Below are 24310 nucleotides of genomic sequence, written 5' to 3'. Positions count from 1 at the left end.
ACCATCGATTATACAAACGGCAAAATCGAAATCAGCGACTACACCGGCAGACCGCCGACCGCCTTAATCATCCCGATTTCTGTTTTGATCGGCGAAGAGTTCAATATTCTAAACGGCGTCACCTTCCGAACCGTCAACAGCCCACTACGCCCGTCCGGCTTCACCATTCGAGCTAAGGGCATCGATGGCACCGACTACACCGCAGCCGAAAGCGGCGACGGCGACATGACCGGAAACGCCGTCACCGGGGGCGACAATAACGTCCATTTGAGCGACGGTTTAGTCTCGATTAAATTTGCCGTGCCGATGTTGGCGAGTTCACTTTTTTACAATGCCGTTTCGTTCAAAAGTATTCCGTTGCAATCGAGCATTTTAGGTTTAGACCCGGTTCGACTACCCGCCGACGGTCGCGTCCCAATTTTCAGGGATGCCGATATTTTGGTTTTGACGCACACCCAGAAAGACGAAATCATCAGCCCCGTTGACGCAATGGTCATCGATGCAGGCCGCGAGAAGTTGCACGACGCATGGATCGAAGACAGCGCCGGCACACGATTAAAAGCCGATCAAGTCACCATCGACAAGGCCACCGGTACCGCGACACTTGCATCACCATTTAGCGCCGTCGACGACAGCGACAACGCACTCACTGGGCCATTATTTTTTGTGCATCGCATCGATGACATGGCGCTCTGTTCAGAGGCGAGAATCGACGGGCAACTGACGTTAGCCCAACCCGTCGCCCACGATTACCCCGCCGATAGTTGGGTCGCGTCAGCGGTCTATCTGGGCCATTTACAGGCACGAATTAAGAACCTAGTCAGTTACACTACCGATATTGGTTATGGCAACACCGGGATCGATACCGACGCGCAATACAACGACATTGCCTACCCGATTGCGATCGATAATTCCGGGTCCGTACCCGATCGCTGGATGATCAAATTTACCTCGACCACCAATTTCAGCTTATACAGCGAGGAACGAGGACTCGTCGCCAGCGGAACAACCGTCGTCGACTTTTCACCCGTCAACCCGCAGACAGGTACCCCCTATTTCACATTTAAAGCCGATGGCTGGGGCGCCGGCTGGAACCCTGGCAATTGCGTGTTTTTTGACAGTGACGCCGCCGCCGCACCGCTTTGGTTAATCCGAACCATTTTACCCGGCCAAGCCACCGAAACAGACGATCAGCTAAAAATTGAATTACGAGGGGATCACAACTAATGGCAACACCAACACTTTATCAATGGATGGATGAAAGCGCCCCCAACCCAACCCGAGCCAATGCGAATTATAACTCGGCAGTTAACTTTCTCGATATATTACGCGCCTGCCTGGTAGACGGATACGGCAGCAAACCGGGCGCAGGTTGGACACTGGAAAACTGGGACATGACACCGGAAAAAGAGCGGGCCGCATTCGGAAATGGTAACGGCATCATCGAAGTTATTTCGACGTCAACCGGTTCTGTCACCTATGTTATTCACGAATCCGTCAGTCAGTACGGCGTCGGCAACGCCTATCACGACGGAGCAGACCCGGCCTGTCACAGTATAGGCGTCGGCTCACGAACCGATTACAACGCCGATTTCACACCCGACAACACCAACCAAAGTTTACAGACTTACGTTGCCTACCTAACCAACGCAAGCATCAACCAAGTAGACTTAACGAGTACCTACGGGTGGCGGCTAGTCGCAACCGATAAAACGTTCATTTTTTGGTTGCTAACCAATCCTGATAGCAGTTCGCTCAACCTCCCAAACACCTATATGCATCTTTACGCCGGGGCGGTTCATAACGTACACCAGCCCCGCGATGCGGTGGGCAATTTTGTCGTAATGGCTCAAAATTACACGAATAGAAACAACTACATTTCCGGGTCAGGTGCCAATTCCGTTAACTTAGTCTGGTTGCTTGCGCTAACCAATCCATTTGGCGACGCATTACAATCAACCGATCAGATGGCAATGAGCGCCCGAAACTGTAGCCAAAGTATGTTTAGCCCGCATAACGCGTACATTCCCCATACTCCCTGTTATCTGTATTACAAAGGCGCGGCCAACCCCGACCCGTCAAATTTTTCTTACTTTTTCGGAAAAGCCTGCGGTTGGCGTCAATGCGTACAGACGACCAGTTACGACGCAATCCACTATTACGCTTATGAAAGGCTGGGCATACAAAACGAAGGGCAGCCGATCCTTAACCTGGATGGATATGACGTCCTATGCGTCAACCTTCAATCCAATAGCACCCGTGGGTATTTTGTATCCATGAACCCGGCCGATTGGGTGTAATTATGGGATTTTTTACAGACGACCAAGCCAGCGAGTTTCAACTGCCAGAAATACCAAAAAGAGAATACGCGCTTAATGTTATCGATGACGCCCCGCCCGTCGACGGTACGATCAATCTGTTAGCGATAAATGGCGCAACCCTGGCCGGAATGATTAGCGGTACTTTTCTTAAAACAATTCGACCGGGTGACACTACATTCACGCTTTTTGAACATTACACAAGGGACGTTCCATTCCTGCAGTTATACAGCCCGAAAAGTGATTTGACGAAAGCCTATATATGCACCCGGCTCGACGTAGAAAACGACGTCGAAGTAACGATCGTGGCCGTCGATAATTCCGGGACCGCAAGTGGTGGCTCGGGTATAACGGCAAAAGTTGCCGGTACTGTTGCGGTCGAAGGCGCACCGGCTGGGCGTCCGATTTTGATCATTAAAGACGACCCCGCAGGGCGTCAAGTCATAGCCGAAACCATGAGTCAAAGTGATGGCTTGTTCGATATTACCTATCCCGATTGGGACGGGCCAGTTATCGCAATGTCAATGGACTATTACGGGGAAAGCTGGGCGAGAATAACGGCGATCAATGCCGGGACAATCGTTCACCCGACGATTCCAAACGGTTACGTTTATGAAGCGACAGCCGCAGGCGTGACCGATGAAAACGAACCAACATGGTCAACTAACGAGGCCGTTATCGATGGCGGCGTCACCTGGAATCCGCGACCGTTTTATCGGCCCGTTGCGAGCGGTCCAATTCAGGGCGAAGTACTGACCAGAGAGTTACTTGTTTATCCGTCAGAAGCAATCGCAATGGTTGGCAGCCAGCAGGCGTTAGCGGTTGGCCTATCGGTTGGCGACGATGGCACCCTCAACAATTCAAACTTTTATGTCGACGCGCCAATTCAACCGAACGATACACGGTTCATTGTTTGGCAGGTACAAATCACCGCAAGCGATGATCAATTGATCGGCATCACCAACAAGATATTCACCGAGGATTTATATCTAGGACAAAACAATGCAGCCACAAAAGACAGCATTGGAAACTGGGCAAAAGGTAGAACCTACTTCAATCTAACCAGCTCCAGTGAAGACGCGATACTCACCATGGCAGCGGGTGACATAGTAACAGTCATTTTTAGAGCGGCGAGTAATGAAATTCACTTCTACGTCGGCGCAGCAAGTAAAGGCGGCTTTTTAAATTTAACACCTTCAAACCCGGCATTACCTTGGATGCCAGCCATAAGCGTTCGAGAGAATGGATCGTCTAGTTTCGTATTTGATAAAGACCTATTTACAAACCTACCGCCAACGATCGATTCCATGTTTCCGAATTGGGAGCCGCTTAAAAAAGAGCGCCCAGTAGAATGAGTTATCGGCCAGAAAATTTCGACACGATAGACCTCAATCTTTTAGGCAAACACTATCGACCAGAACCGACACTAGACATTGTGTTGGATTTCACCCTGGCAGTGGGCTTAGTCCCGTTGCCATGGGTACGGCCAACCGTTACGCGAACCTGGGCAGCGCCAATCAACAGAGCGAACAGCGCCGATTTTGCGATCCTTGGCCCTCTTGGAACGGCCATCGTGCGCGATCATTCGGCCCGAGCCAGTTTTGAACAGGCCATCCCGGCACCGCTGGAAATATCGGCACGATTCAACGAGTCAAAAGTAGCCGACCATGAATCCGGTCAGGTGTGGGACTACGGGCAACCAACCCAACAAAACCTTTTGATTCCATACCGTGAATCGAACGCACACGACCGAGTGCAAACGGCGCAATGGCAACCGGGAACGGTGAAGGATAACCGCGGCTTTAAAGCCTCGTTTTTGGTCGTCAGCGCCTACACCGATATTTTGCAAGCGATTACTTATTTTCACGTTGATCAATTCGGGAATCTATACGACGACTCGATCGCCCTGCAGCGGATCATTAACGCAGACCGTGGCCCGTTACTTTTGAGCCTGGCGACATTCGGCGAACCGTACACGCCGACAGAATGGAACGCCGTCGCGCTCAATTTTGGATGGGAAAAACCAAAACGCCCGATCGTTCCGCACGACCAAGCGACCGAGCTTACCGCACGACAAGCAACACCACGCGACAGTCGATGGCGCCTACCGTGGGGCGCAGGCGATACAAGCTGGCGAAACTGGAACCTAACCTATCCCGTTGAAGAAAACGAACAGGAACCCAACGATCCCGCCCCAGTACCTACAATCAGAACGGTATATCTAACCATGAACACACTTCAAATTATCGACCTTGCAACCAGTACACCGCTGGATATTAACGGCGTCAGTATCGGCCTCGATATAGATTCGCTTGCGTGGAAATTCAGCGGCAACCTATTCGGGGAAGGAACGCTCGCATTAGTGCAACCCGACGCCAACGGCATGAAAGACATCAGCGTTAGGATAAACGGTCATCAATGGATATTTGCGATCGATCGCTACACCAGCGACGAGCGATTCCCGACCAAAAAATTCAAGATCAGCGGCACCAGCCGAACGCAGTACATGGCCGCACCATTTGCGCCGATCGGCACAGCAACCAACACCGCAGCAACGACAGCAGCACAGGCCGCGAATAAAGCACTCGAAAACACCGGCTTTAGTTTGGATTGGTCAACGACCGGCGACGACGCCCTCCCCGACTGGCCGATCCCAATAGGCGCCCTGCGTTATCAAGACAAAACCCCCGCGCAGGTAGTCGCGCAAATCGTCACCGCCGCCGGAGGTGTTCTGATACCGGATCAGGCACAGGACAAATGGAAGGTGCAACCGCGCTATAAAGTCGCCCCCTGGCATTGGGACACCGCCGCACCAGACGCGAACGTCTACGCCGGAATGATTCGATCACGCAGCGGGAAATATGAACCGGGGCAGGAATTTAATGCGTGTTTTGTCTCGGGCGTTGAGCAAGGCGTTAGCGTCGAAGTACAAAGAACCGGGTCAGGCGGCACGAATCCAATGCCGGACATATTCGACGACCTAATTACCGACACACAGCCAGCCATCGCCAGAGGGCGAAACGAACTGGCCGCAACCGGGAACAAAGTCATTGAAACACTCAGTATTATTATTCCAGAGAGCCAAGCGGTCCCCGGTGTTTTGTTGCCCGGCCAATTGCTAAAAGTGCTACACAACGACGCACAGCAGGACTATATCGGCTTGGTATTAAGCAACAGCATCAGCGTAGCCCAAAGCGGCGGCGCAGCGGTTTATCAGAACGTGACCATTGAGAGGAACGCATAAAATGGCAACACGTAACCCATGGCTAAAATTCAAAGGATTGCTGCAAGGGAAAGGACGAACAGTTGTAAAAGTTATCAGCAACAACGGCGACGGAACAAGCACGGTCCAACTAAGAGGTGGTGAGCAGATTACTGTTGTTGGAGAAACAGTTGCCGGTGGGAAGAAAGCTATTATGAAAGATGGACAGCTTGAGTATGAGGTGCCGGATTTATCAAGCGTGGTAATTGAAATATAGAAAATTTAAAACTGCTAATAGGTGCCACTTAAAATGAAAAGATTACTTTTAATATAATTAAACATCCGCATGATCAAGTATAACCTTGATTAAGTGAATTGGATCTTTTTCTTTTTCCACCAAATACTCAGAATCAGAGTCTTTTTGAAGAATACCTTCAGGTGACATAGTACACATTGTTTTGTACCAATGATTGTAATCTGTTAATGAATTCAAATAACTTTCTAATTCCCCACCACTTAAAAAATTTGAAAACTCGATAGCGGCAAGTTGATGGTTTTTGAAATCTTTAGCAACTATAAATGAAGGTTCATCCCCATGTTTTAATTTCAGGATTGTTGGATAAAATGCACTTCTTAATTCCAAAGCAGCTTCATATTTCGAATCTACTTTACCATTACGAATTGCTACCTTATTACCGATGATATATCCACCTGTAATACCAACAAGAAGTCCAATAAAGAACATTATAATTCCAAACACTGTATTAAACCTACTTTCCTTTTATGTCTCTATTTTAAAGAGCATTTCTGAGCCAAGTGCTCATGCCCTCCACTTCTTACTTTAAGTTGTTACTATATAGGTTATCATCTAAATGACAATGATAAACAAACACGACAAAAATAGCACTACGATCTGAAAATTAATATGCTTAATAATCAATAAGTTAGCTAAAAACCAGACAATATTTACAAGGAAGTGGCTAGTTAGCTGTAACTGCCATCAGTAATTACACTAACGCTACAAGCAAGGTTTAAGTTCTAGCCTGTTTGCGATCAATGTTTTTAGCGAAACGATTTGCAGGTGACTAGAAGTGAATTGTCTACGATCTACAATTGGATAATGCAGCACACGTAAGACATCTATGATTGCTAAAGGTTAACAACGCTGTTTAGCTCTTTTTGCCGTCACAAATCTCCAACATCTCTTTTTCTGATATATTGTCTGGAGCAATATTTAGAATAATGCTCTCGAATGGAGCCTCAAGCGAACCCTCATTCCATGATTGGCTCAGTACCTCAATAACTCTGTCTTTTTCATCAATTATTTCCACCTTATAGTATACGTCCCAAGGAGTTGATGGATGCCAATCGATCCTGCTTCCTTCAAAACTATATAACATTTCAATTCTAACGTTTGTGATACTGGGGCCACTTTCATTTCTAGGTGGCATTAAAATCGGAGGGTACATCGCTTGTTTTCTTCTACAAAGAATTTTAGCGTTATCAGGATCTATAAACAGTGGCAATGAATATTGAGCAATTGGTTTTATTGCTGCGCCGTAATTAACTGAACTAAAGGGGCCCCTAATATAAATCCATTTGACTCTGAAACTTGTTAGAAGTATTTGTTCATCTGAGTTGTTAGATAAAATAATGTCATAATCAGAGCGCTGAGCTTCGCTCACTCCCTTAAGTGCGGATCTAACATATACGGGACTTGCAGCTATTTCTTCTGCGTTCACTGCAGGTACAATAAAACTTATTAATTTCTGCATTGAAATAAGAGCTGGCTGCACTAAGGGACTTATTTCGTCTTCCTCAATCGTTCCCTTCTCAACCTGTATAACTTTAGGTGTGGAAATGAAAGTCAAAACAAATAGGGCTAATGCACCTCCTGCTCGAACAACCAAGCCTTTAAGGTTCCAATCTAAATTAAGGAAGCCCGGTATAGTTGCTCCAATTACAGCGACTGCCAGGGACATTAATATCCTTGCAATTACGACTAAATTTGGATCAGCAAACTCTTGGTTTCTAATCAAAAGAAAAACCAATAGTGCTATCACACCAATAGAGGTGAAAGTTGCAACCTTGCGTTCAAAACTATTCAGTGAATGTTCGGTCAAATCAAATCCTCCCTCATAAAGATTTAGCAAGTGATTAGCTAATCTTTAATGCATAGGGTGAGAGAACTTTTGTTAACGAGTTCTTTCACCCGCCACGTATTAATTAATTTAGGAATGATTGCTTCACTCGCCTTCTAATCCCTTTTTCTCAACCTTAGCTTCTTCCTTCTTAGGTGCCTTTACTTCTGGCATAGGTGTTGATGTTTTGGTAGGTGGTAATTGTCGATTAATACGAGTTTGAATATCAAGCTCAACCGGTTTACAAATTTCAATTTAAGAGCAAATTTGCTTAACTTCCTTTATTCTAAATAGAGAAAAAATTTCGAACATATTCATGTCCAATTGGTACTTTTTTAGTATTTCAGAATTATTACTTACTACCGCTAAAACAATAGCTTAACAATCAGAATTCATCTTATGTCTTCATGAATAATCCGGACCCTTAAGTCCGTATATAGCTATACTCGGCATATATTTAAACCGGTCAGTATAGCCAAGTAAACACAGGTTTCTGAAACAACTTGAAGCTGCATTTCAATACGTAAATTGCTGTGAAATACATACCAGACTAAAGGCATTTATTCTTAAATATCAATAACTTAGGGAAAAACCACATCAATATTGACATGGCAGAGGTCTCCAGTTCAAATCTGGATAGTCCTACCAGAATTCTCCTTACAAATCAGGCGCTTACAAGCGCCTTTTTTGTGTCTTCGATTCAGCGTTTTGAATACATTTTGAGTATTTTTTGAATATACAGTAGCGCTCTATGCCTGCTGAATCAGCCCTAGCGCCCACACCATAAGACTCTCCCGATGCCACCCCTGATTTGTATATACAGTATTCAGACTTGTAACAGTACACTTTAATTAAAGAATCAGACATTTCACTTTAAATATCGAGATAGGTTTGGGTACATCAAATGTTAGGAAGCGATACATTTGTAGTATTAAATCGAATTTTGTTTGTAGTTTCGCAAAAATAAGAATTCACCCACTCATGTCCATATCGCTCTCCTAATAAAACATCAAGCTCCGGCAAATCATTCCGTTCAACCGGCTCTACGTCGTACAAAGTGTTGAATATTTCAACTTTTATCTTTTTACCTACAATACTTCCAAACAGCTTTCTGTTCTCTAACACAATATTCTTTAGTGCAACCTCTGGCGTTTCACCTAAACAAAATAGCTCTTTCTCTAAATCAGGTTTATTTATCATTGCGATATATTTCATTACAAGCTCCTTAAAAAAACACACTTACCTATACAAGTTATTATCTGAATCATGCTTTGCTAGGTAAGTGTGCTTTAATAGTTACTTCTAAACTATGCCTTTTAAACTAAGGGATTTAACTTACGCTGTCCTAACTCTCATATATACTTTTCATTTCAGAGCTAGGAACACCTTTAGTCCTGAGATCGGTAACTTGGTATCCACCAGCCCCTCCAGCTCTATAACTACTTTCAAAGAAATTTCGCATAGGCGTTCGCTTTATATCGATTGTCTTACCTGTCTCTTTGTCATACACAACAACAACATATGCAGACTCGCCTTCAGATGACTCTTCTAAATGCATAAAAAATGGAAGGTGTTTTTCATTTATTCCAAAGTGGGAATTCTCATCTGCATACTTACGCTTGACGTCTATATAGTAAGGCTTGTTTTTAGCCCATAACACGAAATCGATGTCGCTGAGAGTACCACGCTTATACTGTGCAAACATGTAATGATCGATAATCAACCTCTCAAAAAATGAATGCAACATTTCCTTCCTATAAGCTTTAAATACACCATGCATTTCCACTAAATGATTATACTGCCCATCCGTCAGCACTTCTTTTTTATATAACTTCTTTTTAGTATATCCCTGAAATACATCTTCTAAATTGAAATGAATATAATTCCCATCTACAAATTGATAACATGAAACTAAACTTGATATTTCTTCAATGCTGTAAGATTTAAATTCAACGTCTCTACTTCTTAGTACAAATATATTTCCTAAATAGAACTTTTTAATCGTCTTTAGGTATTTGTCTACTTCTTCATCAATTGCTTCACAAAAAAACAAGAAACAACCTTCAGAATTTATTGGATTTTCCTTATCTTGATACGGAATAAACCAACCGCCTGGGTGTATCTTATTTTCAGGAAATCGGTTTTTGTTTCCCTTCACATATTCATATTCACCGATTAACGATACAAGCCTATTGTGAACGGCATCGTCAAATGCAGTTGAAGCGTATGGACGTATCTTTTTTTTATCAGATTTCTTCCTAACTAAGTCATGGTGGACACCTGTAGCAAGTAAATCTATAAAGATTTTGTATTCATCTAGAGTTAAATCCGTCATATTCCCTTCCAGTTTCATTGATAAATTCATCGAGTGACATTAGATGTTCCCTAATATCCTCATGAAATTTTTTATTATTTTTTCCATTAGGAACAACTAGCTTCACGTTTTCGCTCCGCATTTCCTTAAATTGATTTAAAGATACACCTTCTTGAAGAGTAAACAGATGTATTACATTTATTTTTGATGCTTCATTTAGAACCTGTCGCCAACGATCCTTAACCGTTGTCTTAACAGCCAGCATTCGAAGCTTTTCAGATGGGAATTCTTGATCATGGTAAGCACTGCAGTTTGGAAAAAGAAAATCTGGTTTTTTATTTCCCTCAGTCACACATTGAGTTCCAAAGTTGACCAACCCTTCTTCCTTAAAAATATTCTCAAGGTGAAGCTCCAACGACCTTCCTGAACGAGATTTCCTTCGATTTAGGATTGAATTTGCTAAGAAAATGAATTCATCTACATCATGAAAACCGTTTCTAATAACCGGTATCACGTGAGATGCTTCGACGGATTTAAACAAGTCAAATTCTTTAACTCTCCGCTTTAGAATCCTTTTGTCTGGGGATAATTCGGAATAGAAGCCTTTTGAAAACAAGTAATCTACAATTTCTTTTCCAGTAGGAAAATTAGTATTCCATTCTTTGGGATACGACTCTTCATTGAGTGGCTGCCTAAACAAAGGCCCACTAAATATGGTTTGGCCATTTTCATAAATAACTTCGCCTGGCTCAACATTTCCAATCATGCTTTCTAATAATTGCTCTTCCCCGAGATGCCTACATACCCAAACTCTCAAATACTGGCAATCACTGGCTCCGTCAGCTTCAAAAGCAAATACAGCAATGGAACCTGTACTTTCATGATCTTGTAGTGGGCTATAATGTACTCCGTCTTTCCAACGAGTAATTCTCTTTTCATTACGTGTTTTCTGATTATAGTAAATGGCTCTAAGCGTTTGCTCTGGTAAATCATGTGACTCAACCGTTGCTTTGAAAAAACTGTCCGGTTGAATCTTATCTGGAGTCAAAGAGGGGAAAATGTCACCTAATACAGATTTAGGAAAATAGATACCTACTTGGTGGCCTCCTGATGCACCTGTATCGTTAGCAGATAGCCTTTTAATATAGATTCGATACTCTTGTGAAGATACTTCGGCAAGCCAATCGGAAAAGTCCATCATCAACCTTTCATACAAAATAAAGATACAAACAAAGTGAAACTAAGAAATCTTTTTGACTATTTTTTCAATAATCCAGTCTTTATATCGACCATTGTTCACTTCACATTCCCATATAATTATCACACGCCAACCTAGTTTGCCAAGTTGATTAGTTACAATCTGATCCCGGGCGGTATTCTTTTGGAATTTTTCCAGCCAGTAGTCGGTTCGTGATTTGGGAGTGTAGGCATATTTGCAGCCAGGATGGTGATGCCAAAAACAGCCATGTATAAAGATAAGTGTTTTGTACTTTGGGAGGACAATGTCTGGCTTACCAGGGAGGTCTTTTCGGTGAAGAGAATATCGAAAACCAAGCCCGTGAAGGAATCGCCTGACCTGCATCTCAGGCTTGGTATCTTTGGACTTTATAGCCGCCATATTGCGGCTTCTTTGATCTTTAGTTAGGCGGTCTCCCAAAGCTCCCTCTGCTCAGGCTCGTGATGCTTAGCCTGCTCCATTAGGCTCAAAATATGTGGTTCCATAATTCGCGAGATTTCTTCAATTACCGGCACTACAACCGAGTTCCCAAACTGTCGATAAGCCTGAGTATTGGAAACTGGAATTAGGTGGCTTTCAGGATACCCCATCAATCGAGCACACTCTCTTGGTGTCAAACGTCTTGGGTTCTTTCTTCCGCCTCTGCTGACAAGAATCTCAGAACCGTCTTTATGATATCGAGCCGAAAGCGTTCGTGCGATATCATTCTCTGTAACAAGACCGAAACCAAAACCATTTCCTGCAGCTTCGTGCTTTTTCTTGTAATCACGAAGATACTTCCAAAGTTTCTGCGTGATTATAAAATCCTCAGCCACCTTAGCATCTTCACCTTCAGTAAAAGGACTTTCAGGCTTCTCAGTGCCGTTTTCCGGATGAAGTACAGCCTTCATCGTCACGCTGCCAGGCTCAGGAAGGTTAAAATCATCCCATGTAAAATCAGTATCTTCACGAAACCCTACCATAAAGATTCGCTGACGCTTTTGTGGCACAAAACCATCTGCACTGATAATTTTATAGTGAACTTTATACCCCAACTCTTCCTCAAGAGTCCGACGGATGATCTCCATTGTTTTGCCTTTGTCGTGACTTGCCAAATTCTTCACATTCTCGAGAAGAAAGGCTTTTGGCTGCTTGTCCTTTATGATCCGGGCTACGTCAAAGAAAAGCGTCCCTTGAGTCTCATCCTCGAAACCATGCTTTCTACCTAGTGAGTTCTTTTTGGAGACACCGGCTAGCGAAAAAGGCTGACATGGAAAACCTGCTAACAGAACATCATGGTTAGGGATCAGCGAGGTCTCAACCTTACTGATATTACCTACGATCGGGTGATTATCTTTAAAATTGGCTCGATAGGTCTTCTGAGAAAACTTGTCCCATTCAGATGTGAAGACACAATGACCACCAATCTTGTCAAACCCTCTTCGAATCCCCCCAATTCCCGCGAACAGGTCGATATAAGTAAACTTTGAGCGAATACTTACAGGTGGAAACTTAATACTGTGAAGTAACTGTTGAAGGCCGCCCTCAACCTGTTTTTCTTTAACAACAGATCCATCTTTCAACCAGTTCTTAAGGGTTTTAACTGTAATATCGAGCGCCTCAGCGATCTGCTCTTCACTTAGAAATTCGCTGATTTCATGTAGTTTTTGTATCGTATCCAATCTGGGTGACCTATTTGAAATTATTTCCATTTTTATTCCCGCCGATACTAAATTAAACTTAGAAGATGTCAACAATTATGTATATTCATACAGTATTCACAGCGACAACTCTGCTGCGCAATCGGTCCAGATAATGTGCTGGTCGGTATAGTGGTCTGTCATTTTCATCGTTGTATGGCCCATGAGCAGATTGACATATTCATCGGAATACCCCGACTGCAGATAAAGGGCACCTCCCAACGCTCTGATTCCATGGAAGGTCGGCTTTTCCTCTGTCGGCATAGCGTTAATTTCAGGAACAACATCCCGTAACTTCTCAAACTGCTTGCCGACATAATCGCCGCGTATTTGAGTCCAGTGCTTTTTGTCCTTACTTCTTACTTTGCGTTTTGGCTGGTGGTGAATAATATAAGGTGATACCGGCATCATTTGCCTCGCTTTACGTATCTGCTCATCAAGCTCACGCCCTATTTTAATTCGGAGAAATGCCCTTTCGCCGTGCTTCTCAGTTTTCTGCTGGACAATCTTCAGATAATTATCTCCCGACGGCGCTTCCTCAATATCATCAAAACGCATATCTAGCAGATCACCGCGGCGCTGTATCGTAATGAGGGCAAAGTCCATCATGAGCTGCAACCATTCTGGCGCTTCTCTTCGTATAGCATCAAACCATTCTTTCTTAAGTGGTCGCCGCAGAACTTTGGTATCTTGCTTTGGTGCAGTTAAGGTTGCCGCTGCAGGGTTGCTACCTTTATAGAGACCCTTTGCGATCGCAAACTCAAACAACTTGCTTAGCGTTCCACGATGTTTAACATACGGTGAACCTTTGAAATTAGAATCAAGCCATTCGGATAGTACTTGAACATCGATATCGGTTACTTGAAGAACACCTAACTCAGATGAAATTCGGCTGATTCTATAGTTCTCGTTTTGCAGAGAGCTTTCTGCCAGCTCAAGCTGATGTTGCCTCTCTTTTTGATACCTTGTACAGAGTGCATCTATAGTGTTGCCTTTCGGATCAAGAATCTTCTGCAGTGGATCTGCCAGCATCATCAATCGCCTATTTGCTCGGACAGCGACTTCTATCGCCTTTTCACGAGTAGCAGTAAACCCAGTTCGCTCACCCGTCTTTGGATTTTTATAAACCCAGTAACGCTCACCTTGCGGATACAAGTAAGGGGGTAAGTCTTTGTTTATACCCAATCGCTTTTTCGGTGCCATCTACCCTACTACCTTTAAGCCGCTTTTCTTTTTACCCGAACATATCAGATCAACAATATCGTCGACGTCATTTGTAGCCGGACGATTACTCTGGCTCAATTCGGTGATGTTAACCATCCAGTTTTTACCATCTTTAACACCAGGTATTTCACCTCGTTTAATACGATCCTGGACAGTTCTGATTTGAGGTGCGCTACCAGGCGTGTAACGCAATTCAATAAATTCCCTAATGCTCATTAATTGATCCATTAAATCGACCTCCAAATCTTGCTACCTAATTCAGTCAGAGTTAATAATAAGTACTTACTCATCCGACGACCCTCATCTTCATTGAGCGATTGTACTCATCGATTACTTTTTCCAATTCATCGAGTAGATCGCTAATAGTTGCTTGTTCGCCTTTGTCATCTAACCATTTTGCTCGCCAGATCAATAACTGCTGGTGGTCTAAAATCGCTTGAGTTGTGCAAATGCGATTAGGATTAGATTGGCGTGGTCTGACTCGACTTATTAATTTAGACATAGCCATTTCTGCCTATACGAATCCGGTAATTAATAGATGAACGTGTCTGACCGGAAGGTTTTCGAAAAGGCTGATCATTTGCCAAAGAGACTGTTACCAATGTTGCGAAAGTTATTACCACGCATAACAACCCTTCGCTGGTGGCTTTAAACACGGCTTCGGTAATCTTACGAGCATTAAGTTTATACAGGATATTACGCATCGCCCCTTCAACGGTCCGATGAGAAACGCCGTATTCTCGAGCGACCTCTTTGTTGCTCATTCCATGTGCTCGACCAGAAAGATAAAGAAGCTCTTTTGGAGCTAATGGAAGTGCATTTATCTGTGTGGATGGTGTCATATTCGTACCATTTAGAACGATATGGACTGATAGTGCTATAGCCCAATATGTTCTGTCAAGCACATAATGTTCTTTTTTCTGAAGGGTCTATTACCGTTTTTCAGACACAAAAAAGCCCGCTAGTATGCGGGCTTAGTTAAGTAATCGTTAAATATCTAGCAATACAAACCATTTGCGATATTTCTTTCTATTTTTGAGTTGATTGTAGATCTTCTAATTTCATGGAATCCGTTCTTCGCCCAATAAAAAACCGCTAATAATAAGAATACGGGTAAGAATAATGGCTGCCTTAAAATTAACAACTTAGTCATTAAAAATATCCCTCGCATAATAAATACGTTTAATTCATGGGAATTAGCAACTTCATCTTCAGATTCTGAAGACTCTGGTAAAAACAAGAGATTCACCGGAGGTTGTTTATTAACTTTACGAATATGCGCTTTTTTCATACCCCAAAATACAGCATAAAAATCAAATTCATGCGCATAACGTAATAAAGAGTTTAAAACTGCTCTTGCATATTGATATTTAGGGTCATCAAAAGAAAACTCTCCCTCTACTGCCCTTCTAAACATCTTATCTCGTTCAGTGAAAATCTTATCTCTATAATAATCTACTACATGATCTGGCCAAACTTTAAACATCAAGTAAACAAAAGCTGCCAAAGCAATATAAAAAAACGGATTAATGATCATACATTAAAGGTCCTCAGGATTAGTCTCCCCTCGAATAGTTAACTCGCTACTACTTCGCTCAGGATCAAATCTGTCTTCAAGAAACTTTATTTGGGCACTTAAAGCCTCAGTTTTGGTCAAACGGAGCCACTTCTCTCTCCTATATAATATGTATAGCACAATTATTGTAGAAAATAATACGCCATAAGTAAGTAATTCGTCATAACGGTATCTATCTAAAAATAGCTTTTCAGAGGAAAAACTACTTTCTACAACAGCAACTAATGAGTCAGTTTCATCACCGCCCCCGTTTAAACTAGCCTCAGCAGAAAAATTCACATCAATAGCAGCATTAGTTTCCTTACCTGACAGTTCCTTTATTGACATGAAAGCCATGAAAACACAGGCCACTATGGCAACATAAGTAACAACGTGCTTCCCTAAATTAACAATCAACTTCATTTTTTGGAAATTGGGATCTTCTACTGAATCCATTTGCTACCTCAATACCGAATACCAAAACACCCTACCTAAAACTTTTATCGCATTTGCCTCTTCACCTTTAACGCTTTCAATAGGATATTCTGCTTCATTAAACGACTTAAATCGGAAGCCATCAGGCAATCTATAAGCGACTCTTACTTGAATTAGGGCGCCATTTTGAACAGCGTAAATATCTCCATCTTTAATTGAAACTGACTCAGAATCAACCCCTATTATCGCACCATCAGGTATAACTGGAGACATTGAATTCCCAGAGATTCTAATACACACAACACTTTGAGGATCCACACGAAGGTTTGTTAGACTACTCTTAGCAATTTTTATCTGATTTTCTTCAGTAATATTTAGATGACCTTTGTTGGCACCTAAAACTACTTCCTTTTCGGTGAAAAGCGGAAATACAATATCGTCACCAACACTTAAAGCTGCATTAACTTGATTTATTTGGTCTTCTTCACCTCCGAACGCTAGCCAAGCAGCGTTCAAACCCAAAACTCTTGAAATTTTTGATACTTCGGAGAAGCCAGGCTCTCGATAACCACTTTCGTAATTTGAGATTCTTTTCTGCCCGTTTTCCCAGCCGCATTTAAACGCTAGGTCACCCTGACTTAAACCAGCTTTGATTCGCGCTGCTTTGATTCGCTCACCGACGGTATTCATAGCAATCCAATTAAATATGCATATTTGTTCTATTAAAAGCCAAAACGTTCTACTTGCATAAGTACGTTATGTACTGTTAAATAGCCCGATACGTTCTTTTTTAAGAGTAGATATGAACTCACTACTTAAAAGCTACCGACTAAAAGCAGGCATTTCTCAATTTCAGTTAGCCGCAATCGCTGGCTTTTCCGATGGCCAACGACGCATTAGTCATTATGAATCTGGAAATCGAAAACCAGGCCTCACTGATTGCCGAATTCTAGTCTCGGCTCTCAACTCCGCCGGCGTTCCCTGCACCCTCGACGATGTATTTCCCCCAACCCAAGAACACCAGAAAGCGAGTTAATTGAGTATTCGGCTTGGGTTCTCTTCAAATGAATCACAGCAACAGTGTGACATCTGTAGAGAATTCTAAAAGCCGTATAAACACTTTGTACAGACAACCAGTAGTGGCAATTCAAGGAGTATTCCATGCGATCTGAACAACGAATAGAAACCTTGCCAGTAGACCATCCCAGCTTTAACCCACCAGCTAACACACGCGAATTTATCCGGGTTGATGTTGTAAAAGCCTACAGAATGGGGCTAACACTACAGCAGGCCTCTGCCCTTTCAGTCGTCCACCAGCTTATAAAATACAAGTCAGTAGCCAGCACTGAGTTTAAGGGCAATTGCTGGTGGTATATCGATGGTCAGGCAATTGCGGACTTTTCTCCGCTGGTGGCAGGCAGCCCGCACACCGGCCTTCAACATCTTCTCGTTTTAAAACTCAAAGGGCTCATTGATATCGATGAGGTAATGGATCGCACTAGCCTGAAAATGATTGTCCGCATTAAAACCACGGTATTGCTTAGAAAAGGCTCGCTATGAGTAACATGCTTTATACGCTCGTTATCAATCAGGTGAAGGCTTTTGAATGGGAATTGAATCTTCCACAGGCCGCAATATTTGCGGTGGTCTATGACGCTATGAGCTGGGCTAATACGGTCTCGCTCGACGGCGGTGTTTGGTACCACCTTAGTAAATCCAAGATTTGCAGTGAACTGCCTATCGCAACAGACAAACCTGATACGGCCTGGCGTCATCTGAAATCCCTCGAAAAGAAAGACTTAATTGAAGTCACCAGCTTGGGTAAGAGAACGCTTGTTCGGCTGACGGAAAAAGGTCAGGAATGGAATCGATCAAAACTTCCGGCGACTGAAGGAAAATCCACAACACGGAAAAATATCCGACCTACGGAAAATAATCCGAGTAATGGAGATAAATCCAACGACGGGATAAATATCCCGAACGCGGAAAATAATTCATTGGACGTCGGAAAAATATCCGACCCTACCTCGGAAAAATTTCCGACAGATGATTATACCAGTAATACTAATTACCAAGATGAATCTAAAACACTTTGCGCAACCGACTCTGACGAGCCGGAAACGCGAAACTCAAAATTTGAATCCGATATTGATCAAACTTCGATTCAAGAAACCAACAATCCCTACCCCAAGGAATACATAACTGCCAAAGGTCGAAAGCTCCATGGTGAAAACCTATTAAACTTCGATGAATTCTGGGAAACCTTCAACTACAAGAAAGACCGTGCCAGGGCCGCGGATGCCTGGTTAAACATATCCTGGACGCCGAAAGGCAAACTGTTTGCAGCTGAACTCAATCGGGAGTTATTTCTACAGATCATCGTCGGTGCGGCCATTGAAAGAGCTCAACGTGATCTAAAGGTCCAGACGGGCCAATGCCCTATTTATCCGGAAGCCTGGCTCAGTAGACGACGCTGGGAGGATGAAGATCCGGACCTGGCCGCTCAACACGAAGCCCTACGCAATGAATGCTTATCTGTGACAGACCTCAATCCTCAAACGAACCGTGAACGCATCAGAGCAAAACTTCGTGATGTGATGAGCACGGACTGGTAAGGACTTTACGACTATGAAGCAACCCAAAATCAACCCGAATTTCAACAAAACAGGCTGTTTAAGTATTGGCGAATATGTCGCTGACATAGGCTGCCCTGAATGTGGATCAAAGATCCGGATGTCAAAGAATGACGAATGCGCTTCTTGTGAGAAAACCAAAAAAGCAAACAGTAAGGCAGCCATCGAATTCAATGCCAAACGTCGAAGCCTGGATCTGCAGAAGGAAATTAACCAGATCGAAAAAGAGTTTCAATACGACCTGATGGAGTATTGATATGAATGAACGGATCGTGGCAATTGATCCCGGTACCGATGCCAGTGGCGTGGCTGTTTTCACCAATGGAAAGTTAACTGAGCTAACGATGATGAATCTACCAACGCTGGTGGACTATATACAGGTAACAGACGCCCATTATGTTATTGAAAATGTGGAGGCAAACAAATTCATTTACGCCCGCAACAAACACCCCAGTCAATCGGTAACGCTGAAGATGGCTCAAAGCGTCGGCCTGGTTAAAGCAACCGCTAGGCATATCATGACGTTTATGACCTGGCACAAGAAAGCATACACGCCAATTAAACCCACTCCAGATAATTGGGGAACAATGGATGCCGAACAAGGCAAACGGGCGTTACAGACGATGCTGGGTTGGACAGGTGAAAGCAACAAAGACACTCGCAGCGCGGCATTTTTTGGGAATCTCTATATTCGCCAGCTAACTCGCAAAGCTCGAATTAAACCGGTCGTCTGAATGAAGCTATCGACTCCAACAGGTTATCTGAACACTGCACCCTGTGGTCACTGTAAAGCCACCGGCCTTGAACCACAGCGAGCGCCCTTACTGTGCTCGATGTGTGGTGGACTGCAGTTGATTAATCCCGATGCCGAAACAGAATATGACCTGATGTTTAACGATCATGACGCACTACGCATTGCAATTAAGTACCTACAGGCGAAAGACCAGATAATTAACCAGCTCAGCCAGAAGGTCGAAATCCTCAGCAATCGTATAAACAAGCTCCAACCATTAATCGATCAGCAAATCGCATCTGAATTGCAGGAAGCCGTGTACCCCAAAGAACTTACTCGAGAACGTGCGAAATTTGGTCAAGGTGGCTATGGGGACTGAAACTTGAAGAAGAATGACTATCTGGAAAATCGTTTGGAAGAATGGGCTCGTTGGGCGATCGGCTGCTATTCCATTGCCGGACTCAACTATTCACCCGTTGCACCAGGCTTCTCTGAATCTATTAAAAGCGATCGGACGCCGGTGGTCAGTGACGACCGAGAAATGGAAATTGAACGAGCGATATCAGCACTGGCCAAGATTGATCAAACAGCCGCAGATGTTATAAGAGCCGAATACCGAGCCCACCCAAAATATGGTCACGCCCACTATGAAGACAGTGGAAATGACTGCACTCGCACCCACAAACAATTGGGAATCAGTGAACGAACATATCGTACGAAACTAGACAAAGCACAGACTGCCGTCTGGGTAGCAATTCGGATGTAAATGGCAAAACATTTAAATTAAATTACCCTGCTAAAACGACAAGACCCGCAGTAATTAGAGAAAAAACTGCCGCATTTTTATATGGACTTTTCTCACTCGGGGTTAGAAGTGTAGCAATGGATAAGGCACCACCAGCTGCTTTTAAGGCATTGTTATCGCTAGTTGCGGCAATTCCAGCACCCAAAAGAACCAGCAGATATTTCTGAATCTGAACGCTTTCTTTTTCCAAACCATGAACTAATCGAACAAAATGCTCACAATTCGAAGCAAACAAATCGTAAGGCATACCAATATATCTTTCCGCCATCAAAACAGCTGTTTCAGGTTTAGATCCAGTAATGTTGCTACTGAGTATTTCTCTTCCACCAGAAAACTCATCGTATGATTCGCGCGTTATTTTGAGTCTCTTTTTGGAATTATGTATGACGGCGCCATTTCCATCCGCGATACCGTAATGAGAAAAAGCTCCTAAATCGATTCTGAGAGTCGTTCCTGCTGGGTACATTTTAAATCCTACTTAATTATTTATAACAAACATATAAGGTATAACACCACTTTAGAACAATAAAAGAAAAAGGATACTGTATTTAGACCTTCGGTATCCATCTAATAAACTATTAGTCCATGACTTACTTTTTACACTATTCTTTGCCATGCCTACCTAAATTGCGAACACCGATGATTCAAATTTTCATTAATTAATGCTAAATTAAATTATAAGGATCTAGTGTTATTTTAGTTTCACGCATATTTGCAGACCAAAATGCACTTACTTGACGGTCCAGTACTCCTCGAGTCAAGACGAGAAGTGCGGGGTTGTTCTATTTGAATGACCTAGGGAGGCAGGTTCATATTTGAGCCTGCCAAGATCCCTAATAAAACCATCATGAATAATACTTATACTCTTTCAGCTAATACCCCTTTACATCTAAGAACGACTCCGAAAGATAGCTCTGCAGTTAAAAGAATTCAATTCGCAGACATGTTGCCGGCTGTTGTACAGCACCACTTAGAAGATGGAAATTCAAATTGCTAATATATATTAAATAGTTCAGTGTTAATTAAATCTCTATCTTTTAGCGACTAAATACTACATGAAAATGAAAGTAAGAAATAAAAATCGAAAAAATTTACCCAACCTTCAATTATTCCTATGGGTAATTGGTATTCTTTCAGCTCTACCAATACTACTGATAGTTCTCCAGTATAGGTATAGCTTCCCCGGAGAAATCACATTGGACCATGAAAAGTGGGCACAATTTGGAGATTTCTTTGGCGGCACATTAAATCCAATTCTCGGATTTCTCAGCTTCATTGCATTACTAGTAACAATCTACTTCCAACGTCAAGAAATTCAATTAACAAGAATTGAATTGGTTAAATCTACTGAAGCTCAAAAGGAATCAGCTAATGCTTTAAAAGAGCAAGTTCAATTTACAGAGATTCAAAAATTTGAAAATACATTTTATTCGATGTTAAGTCACCTGCAGAAAATTGAAGAATCAATCAATATTTTAACCAACCAGCGAGAGCGAAGTTCATTTTCGCTATTATTGAATGAAATCGATTATCTTAAAGTCATAGATACTGAGGTATTGAGAAACAAACTAAACTACCAGTTTGACAGAGGTCAAGATCAATACTTTATATTTTTATATCAGATTTTAAAATTTGTTAATGAAAACCTACCAAGGGATTGGCAACTTTATAGAATCAGAGAAGACTACGAAATGGATGTCAAAAACCACATGAAAAGATATACAAATATCGTACGAGCTTCTATATCTCAAGACGCACTAAAGGTTTTGTTATTACGCTGTTCTACTACCTCAGAAGATGATTTATTTTTTAAATATAGAAATTTACTTACCGATTTCAGATTTTTCGAGCATTTGAAATTTAGAGGTAACGGAGAACTGATTGGCTCTATATTTGAAGCAAGTCTGAACTATCATAAATGTGCTTTTGGAAACAGTCACTATCTAAAGGAATTCGAAGACGCCTTTCAAAAACGGAAAAAATGTATTTAGCCTCTTTTTGAAGTTCTTTGTTAAGGTTCTGTTCAGGTTCTTTAGGTTATTTGTTGAACACTGATTCATCATGTTAACTGTAAGGATGTAAGCCATGTTCGACCTGTTTCAAATGCTCAAGCCCAAAGTAGAAACGACTCGAGAAAAAGCCCTATCCAACCAAGTCGATCACCTGGAGTTTGAGTTAGCAAAAGCCCGCCGAGAACTCGAAGCCGCCAACATCCAAAAATCTGATATCAAAGCACAGTTTGAAACCCACCGATTGCGTGACTACCCCGCTGCTGGCAGCTGGGTGAAAGATGTTTCAATATCTGATTTCTTTAACAGTAAATTCGAAAACCCTGTTGAATATGTTTTAGCCGATGTTGAAGCATTAGGCTACGACGTGTCTGCCGCCTGGATGGTTCACCGCGCCATGTTAGATTTAGCCAAGCAACATGAAACCGGTGTAATTGAAATTCAAAATATGGTAAATAGGCTCTCGAAAAGCCGTGCAAAATTAAACTAGGAGATTTAATTGTTCAATATCATATCGAAATATTTGTCACTAATAGGAATTGCGGGTTCACTAATAATCATCGGATTCCAGCTTTTTCGTTTTATTTCGCATTCGTAATTGAATAGAACTGGCAAAACGAAAAATACTTTTGTGACTAGTATTTGACCACGGCACCAAATCTGTTATACCAGTCCCCAATGTGGGCGAAGTGCCCAAAGATTCCAAAAAGCCTGGCTAACCGCCGGGCTTTTTTATGCCTGGAGGAAACGTGGACACAGCTGAAACATCTGATCGACGACATTGGCATGTTGATAAGAGTGTCAGCGTGGGTCACATCCTAACAACTCTGCTCATTGCTGTTTCAGCGTTTAGCTGGGGTTCGGCTGTTGATCAGCGTGTTGCTTCCAATGCTCAGGCTATTCAATATTTGTCTGAATCCATCAACGATACCAACAGCCGGTTTGATACATATCGATCCGATATCCGGCAAGACCTTCGCGACATAAACGCGAAGCTCGATCGCATCATTGAGAGCCAAGGCCAATGAATATTAAATTCATCGCTATCCATTGCAGCGACTCTCCAAATGAGCGTGACGTTTCCGCTGCAGACATTCATCGATGGCATAAAGAAAAAGGCTGGGATGGTATCGGATACAACGAAGTCATCACTCGCTCTGGTGAAATTCAACACGGTCGCCCGCCTTATTGGCAAGGTGCTCATGTTCAAGACTTTGACGGTGATGGCATTGGAGATAATTCAGATTCCATTGGCATCTGTTTAATTGGTCGTGATGTATTTACTGATGCGCAGTTTTATTCACTCACAAAATTGGTAAATGAATATCTCCTTATATATCCAAACGCTCAAGTCGTTGGCCACTACCAATTAGATTCTCGAAAGACCTGTCCGAACTTTGATGTACAAAGCTGGTGGACCACTTCAGCAAAAAAGCCTCAACAACTCCGCAACACAAGGAACTTCATCCAATGAACTGGAGCTTTCTAAAAAAGACAGTGGGTAAAGTCGCACCGGTTGCAGGCTCTCTATTAGGTGGCCCTGCTGGTGGAGCGGTCGGTGGTTTAATTGCTTCAGCATTAGGTGTTGAAGCAACACCTGATGCCGTGGCTAATGCGATTGAATCTGACCCCGATGCGGTATTGAAACTACGCCAGGTAGAAACTAATCACGCAGAACAAATGCAGCGCCTACAACTTGAAGCGGAAACTGCTCGTTTATCTCAAGTGAATCAAACCATGCGCGCAGAGGCTGCTGCATCAGACCCGTTTGTTCGACGCTGGCGCCCAATGTTTGGCTATGCCGTTGCGTTAACTTGGGTGGTACAAGCCAGTGCAATCGCTTACGCCATGGTGGCTGCTCCAAATAATGCGGCCAATATCATCAACGCTGTGACAGCACTTACCCCGATGTGGGGCATTGCACTGGCCGTGTTGGGCATCAATGTATCTAAGCGCAGCCAAGACAAACAGGTTGCTGCCGGCCAGCAACCGTCTTCCATTCTCAACCTATTGAAACGGTAGAAC

At 43.0% G+C, this 24310-nt stretch carries 31 protein-coding genes; 17 read left to right on the top strand and 14 right to left on the bottom strand.

The window, feature by feature from the left end; genetic code table 11:
* The 5 genes from BGP77_RS18005 to BGP77_RS02755 all read left to right on the top strand — a co-directional run.
* On the top strand, window positions 1–1227 hold a 1227-nt coding region (locus BGP77_RS18005; protein WP_199224182.1), incomplete at its 5' end, for a hypothetical protein.
* The gene (locus tag BGP77_RS02770) at window positions 1227–2300 is read left to right on the top strand and encodes a hypothetical protein (RefSeq protein WP_108163222.1); all 1074 of its coding nucleotides are present in this window, start codon (window positions 1227–1229) and stop codon (window positions 2298–2300) included. The genes BGP77_RS18005 and BGP77_RS02770, both read left to right, overlap by 1 nt.
* Window positions 2301–2302: 2 nt before the next feature.
* A complete protein-coding gene (locus tag BGP77_RS02765) occupies window positions 2303–3673 on the top strand; it encodes a hypothetical protein (protein WP_108163221.1) in 1371 nt (456 codons plus the stop codon).
* On the top strand, window positions 3670–5562 hold the full coding sequence (locus BGP77_RS02760; protein WP_108163220.1) for a hypothetical protein: 1893 nt from the start codon (window positions 3670–3672) through the stop codon (window positions 5560–5562). Before BGP77_RS02765 ends, BGP77_RS02760 begins: the two co-directional genes overlap by 4 nt.
* A 1-nt stretch (window position 5563) precedes the next feature.
* Window positions 5564–5797, top strand: a complete 234-nt coding sequence (locus tag BGP77_RS02755) for a hypothetical protein (RefSeq protein ID WP_108163219.1) — start codon at window positions 5564–5566, stop codon at window positions 5795–5797.
* 57 nt (window positions 5798–5854) lie between these two features.
* Here the strand turns inward: BGP77_RS02755 and BGP77_RS02750 are convergent, their stop codons facing one another.
* From BGP77_RS02750 to BGP77_RS02690, 13 genes are all read right to left on the bottom strand, one after another.
* A complete protein-coding gene (locus tag BGP77_RS02750; RefSeq protein WP_108163218.1) occupies window positions 5855–6265 on the bottom strand; it encodes a hypothetical protein in 411 nt (136 codons plus the stop codon).
* A gap of 424 nt (window positions 6266–6689) precedes the next feature.
* The gene (locus tag BGP77_RS02745; protein WP_108163217.1) at window positions 6690–7643 is read right to left on the bottom strand and encodes a hypothetical protein; all 954 of its coding nucleotides are present in this window, start codon (window positions 7641–7643) and stop codon (window positions 6690–6692) included.
* Window positions 7644–8561: 918 nt separating this feature from the next.
* Window positions 8562–8876 (bottom strand): hypothetical protein, encoded by a 315-nt coding sequence (locus tag BGP77_RS02740; protein WP_108163216.1) that lies wholly within the window; start codon window positions 8874–8876, stop codon window positions 8562–8564.
* 130 nt (window positions 8877–9006) lie between these two features.
* Window positions 9007–9996, bottom strand: coding sequence for a hypothetical protein (locus BGP77_RS02735; protein ID WP_108163215.1), 990 nt, complete (start codon window positions 9994–9996; stop codon window positions 9007–9009).
* Window positions 9974–11176, bottom strand: coding sequence for a type II restriction endonuclease (locus BGP77_RS02730; RefSeq protein ID WP_108163214.1), 1203 nt, complete (start codon window positions 11174–11176; stop codon window positions 9974–9976). Before BGP77_RS02730 ends, BGP77_RS02735 begins: the two co-directional genes overlap by 23 nt.
* A gap of 39 nt (window positions 11177–11215) precedes the next feature.
* Window positions 11216–11593 carry a very short patch repair endonuclease gene (locus BGP77_RS02725; protein WP_199224181.1) on the bottom strand — a complete coding sequence of 126 codons (378 nt, stop codon included), beginning with the start codon at window positions 11591–11593 and terminating at the stop codon, window positions 11216–11218.
* A gap of 23 nt (window positions 11594–11616) precedes the next feature.
* A complete protein-coding gene (dcm, locus tag BGP77_RS02720) occupies window positions 11617–12873 on the bottom strand; it encodes a DNA (cytosine-5-)-methyltransferase (protein ID WP_304572195.1) in 1257 nt (418 codons plus the stop codon).
* Window positions 12874–12969: 96 nt separating this feature from the next.
* Window positions 12970–14094, bottom strand: coding sequence for a tyrosine-type recombinase/integrase (locus BGP77_RS02715; protein WP_108163211.1), 1125 nt, complete (start codon window positions 14092–14094; stop codon window positions 12970–12972).
* Complete coding sequence (locus tag BGP77_RS02710; RefSeq protein WP_108163210.1) at window positions 14095–14343, bottom strand: hypothetical protein; 249 nt, start codon at window positions 14341–14343, stop codon at window positions 14095–14097.
* Between the two features lie 266 nt (window positions 14344–14609).
* Window positions 14610–14957 (bottom strand): helix-turn-helix transcriptional regulator, encoded by a 348-nt coding sequence (locus BGP77_RS02705; protein WP_146171170.1) that lies wholly within the window; start codon window positions 14955–14957, stop codon window positions 14610–14612.
* Window positions 14958–15112: 155 nt separating this feature from the next.
* Window positions 15113–15652: a hypothetical protein gene (locus BGP77_RS02700; RefSeq protein WP_108163208.1), complete on the bottom strand. Its 540-nt coding sequence runs from the start codon at window positions 15650–15652 to the stop codon at window positions 15113–15115.
* 3 nt (window positions 15653–15655) lie between these two features.
* Entirely contained in the window at window positions 15656–16126 is a 471-nt protein-coding gene (locus BGP77_RS02695; protein WP_108163207.1) for a hypothetical protein, read from the bottom strand.
* Between the two features lie 3 nt (window positions 16127–16129).
* Window positions 16130–16795, bottom strand: a complete 666-nt coding sequence (locus BGP77_RS02690) for a S24 family peptidase (RefSeq protein ID WP_108163206.1) — start codon at window positions 16793–16795, stop codon at window positions 16130–16132.
* A gap of 112 nt (window positions 16796–16907) precedes the next feature.
* On the opposite strand from BGP77_RS02690, the gene BGP77_RS18355 reads away from it, so the two are divergent.
* The 7 genes from BGP77_RS18355 to BGP77_RS17880 all read left to right on the top strand — a co-directional run bounded on the left by BGP77_RS18355 (window position 16908) and on the right by BGP77_RS17880 (window position 20237).
* Entirely contained in the window at window positions 16908–17141 is a 234-nt protein-coding gene (locus tag BGP77_RS18355; RefSeq protein ID WP_108163205.1) for a helix-turn-helix transcriptional regulator, read from the top strand.
* Window positions 17142–17266: 125 nt separating this feature from the next.
* Window positions 17267–17665 (top strand): hypothetical protein, encoded by a 399-nt coding sequence (locus BGP77_RS02680; protein WP_108163204.1) that lies wholly within the window; start codon window positions 17267–17269, stop codon window positions 17663–17665.
* Window positions 17662–18720, top strand: coding sequence for a hypothetical protein (locus tag BGP77_RS02675; protein ID WP_108163203.1), 1059 nt, complete (start codon window positions 17662–17664; stop codon window positions 18718–18720). Before BGP77_RS02680 ends, BGP77_RS02675 begins: the two co-directional genes overlap by 4 nt.
* A gap of 13 nt (window positions 18721–18733) precedes the next feature.
* The gene (locus BGP77_RS02670) at window positions 18734–18994 is read left to right on the top strand and encodes a hypothetical protein (protein ID WP_108163202.1); all 261 of its coding nucleotides are present in this window, start codon (window positions 18734–18736) and stop codon (window positions 18992–18994) included.
* Window position 18995: 1 nt separating this feature from the next.
* Window positions 18996–19472, top strand: a complete 477-nt coding sequence (locus BGP77_RS02665) for a hypothetical protein (protein WP_108163201.1) — start codon at window positions 18996–18998, stop codon at window positions 19470–19472.
* Window positions 19473–19850, top strand: coding sequence for a hypothetical protein (locus tag BGP77_RS02660; RefSeq protein WP_146171169.1), 378 nt, complete (start codon window positions 19473–19475; stop codon window positions 19848–19850). It abuts the gene before it with no gap.
* A 3-nt stretch (window positions 19851–19853) separates the two neighbouring features.
* A complete protein-coding gene (locus BGP77_RS17880; RefSeq protein ID WP_146171168.1) occupies window positions 19854–20237 on the top strand; it encodes an antiterminator Q family protein in 384 nt (127 codons plus the stop codon).
* A 22-nt stretch (window positions 20238–20259) separates the two neighbouring features.
* Here BGP77_RS17880 and BGP77_RS02655 read toward each other — a convergent pair whose 3' ends face one another.
* Window positions 20260–20742: a lecithin retinol acyltransferase family protein gene (locus BGP77_RS02655; protein WP_108163199.1), complete on the bottom strand. Its 483-nt coding sequence runs from the start codon at window positions 20740–20742 to the stop codon at window positions 20260–20262.
* Between the two features lie 589 nt (window positions 20743–21331).
* Between BGP77_RS02655 and BGP77_RS02650 the strand changes: the two genes are divergently transcribed.
* The 5 genes from BGP77_RS02650 (at window position 21332) to BGP77_RS02630 (ending at window position 24307) form a co-directional block, all read left to right on the top strand.
* Window positions 21332–22267 carry a putative phage abortive infection protein gene (locus tag BGP77_RS02650; protein WP_108163198.1) on the top strand — a complete coding sequence of 312 codons (936 nt, stop codon included), beginning with the start codon at window positions 21332–21334 and terminating at the stop codon, window positions 22265–22267.
* A gap of 94 nt (window positions 22268–22361) precedes the next feature.
* Window positions 22362–22775, top strand: a complete 414-nt coding sequence (locus BGP77_RS02645; RefSeq protein WP_108163197.1) for a hypothetical protein — start codon at window positions 22362–22364, stop codon at window positions 22773–22775.
* A 259-nt stretch (window positions 22776–23034) separates the two neighbouring features.
* Window positions 23035–23313 carry a hypothetical protein gene (locus BGP77_RS18175; protein ID WP_233252281.1) on the top strand — a complete coding sequence of 93 codons (279 nt, stop codon included), beginning with the start codon at window positions 23035–23037 and terminating at the stop codon, window positions 23311–23313.
* Complete coding sequence (locus BGP77_RS02635; protein ID WP_108163196.1) at window positions 23310–23759, top strand: N-acetylmuramoyl-L-alanine amidase; 450 nt, start codon at window positions 23310–23312, stop codon at window positions 23757–23759. The genes BGP77_RS18175 and BGP77_RS02635 overlap by 4 nt, the downstream gene beginning before the upstream one ends.
* The gene (locus BGP77_RS02630; RefSeq protein ID WP_108163195.1) at window positions 23756–24307 is read left to right on the top strand and encodes a 3TM-type holin; all 552 of its coding nucleotides are present in this window, start codon (window positions 23756–23758) and stop codon (window positions 24305–24307) included. Before BGP77_RS02635 ends, BGP77_RS02630 begins: the two co-directional genes overlap by 4 nt.
* Window positions 24308–24310 lie beyond the last annotated feature (3 nt).

This window comes from Saccharospirillum sp. MSK14-1, assembly GCF_003054965.1.
In the GTDB taxonomy this organism is placed as follows: domain Bacteria; phylum Pseudomonadota; class Gammaproteobacteria; order Pseudomonadales; family Natronospirillaceae; genus Saccharospirillum.
This window is presented reverse-complemented; position numbering and strand designations above follow the sequence as displayed.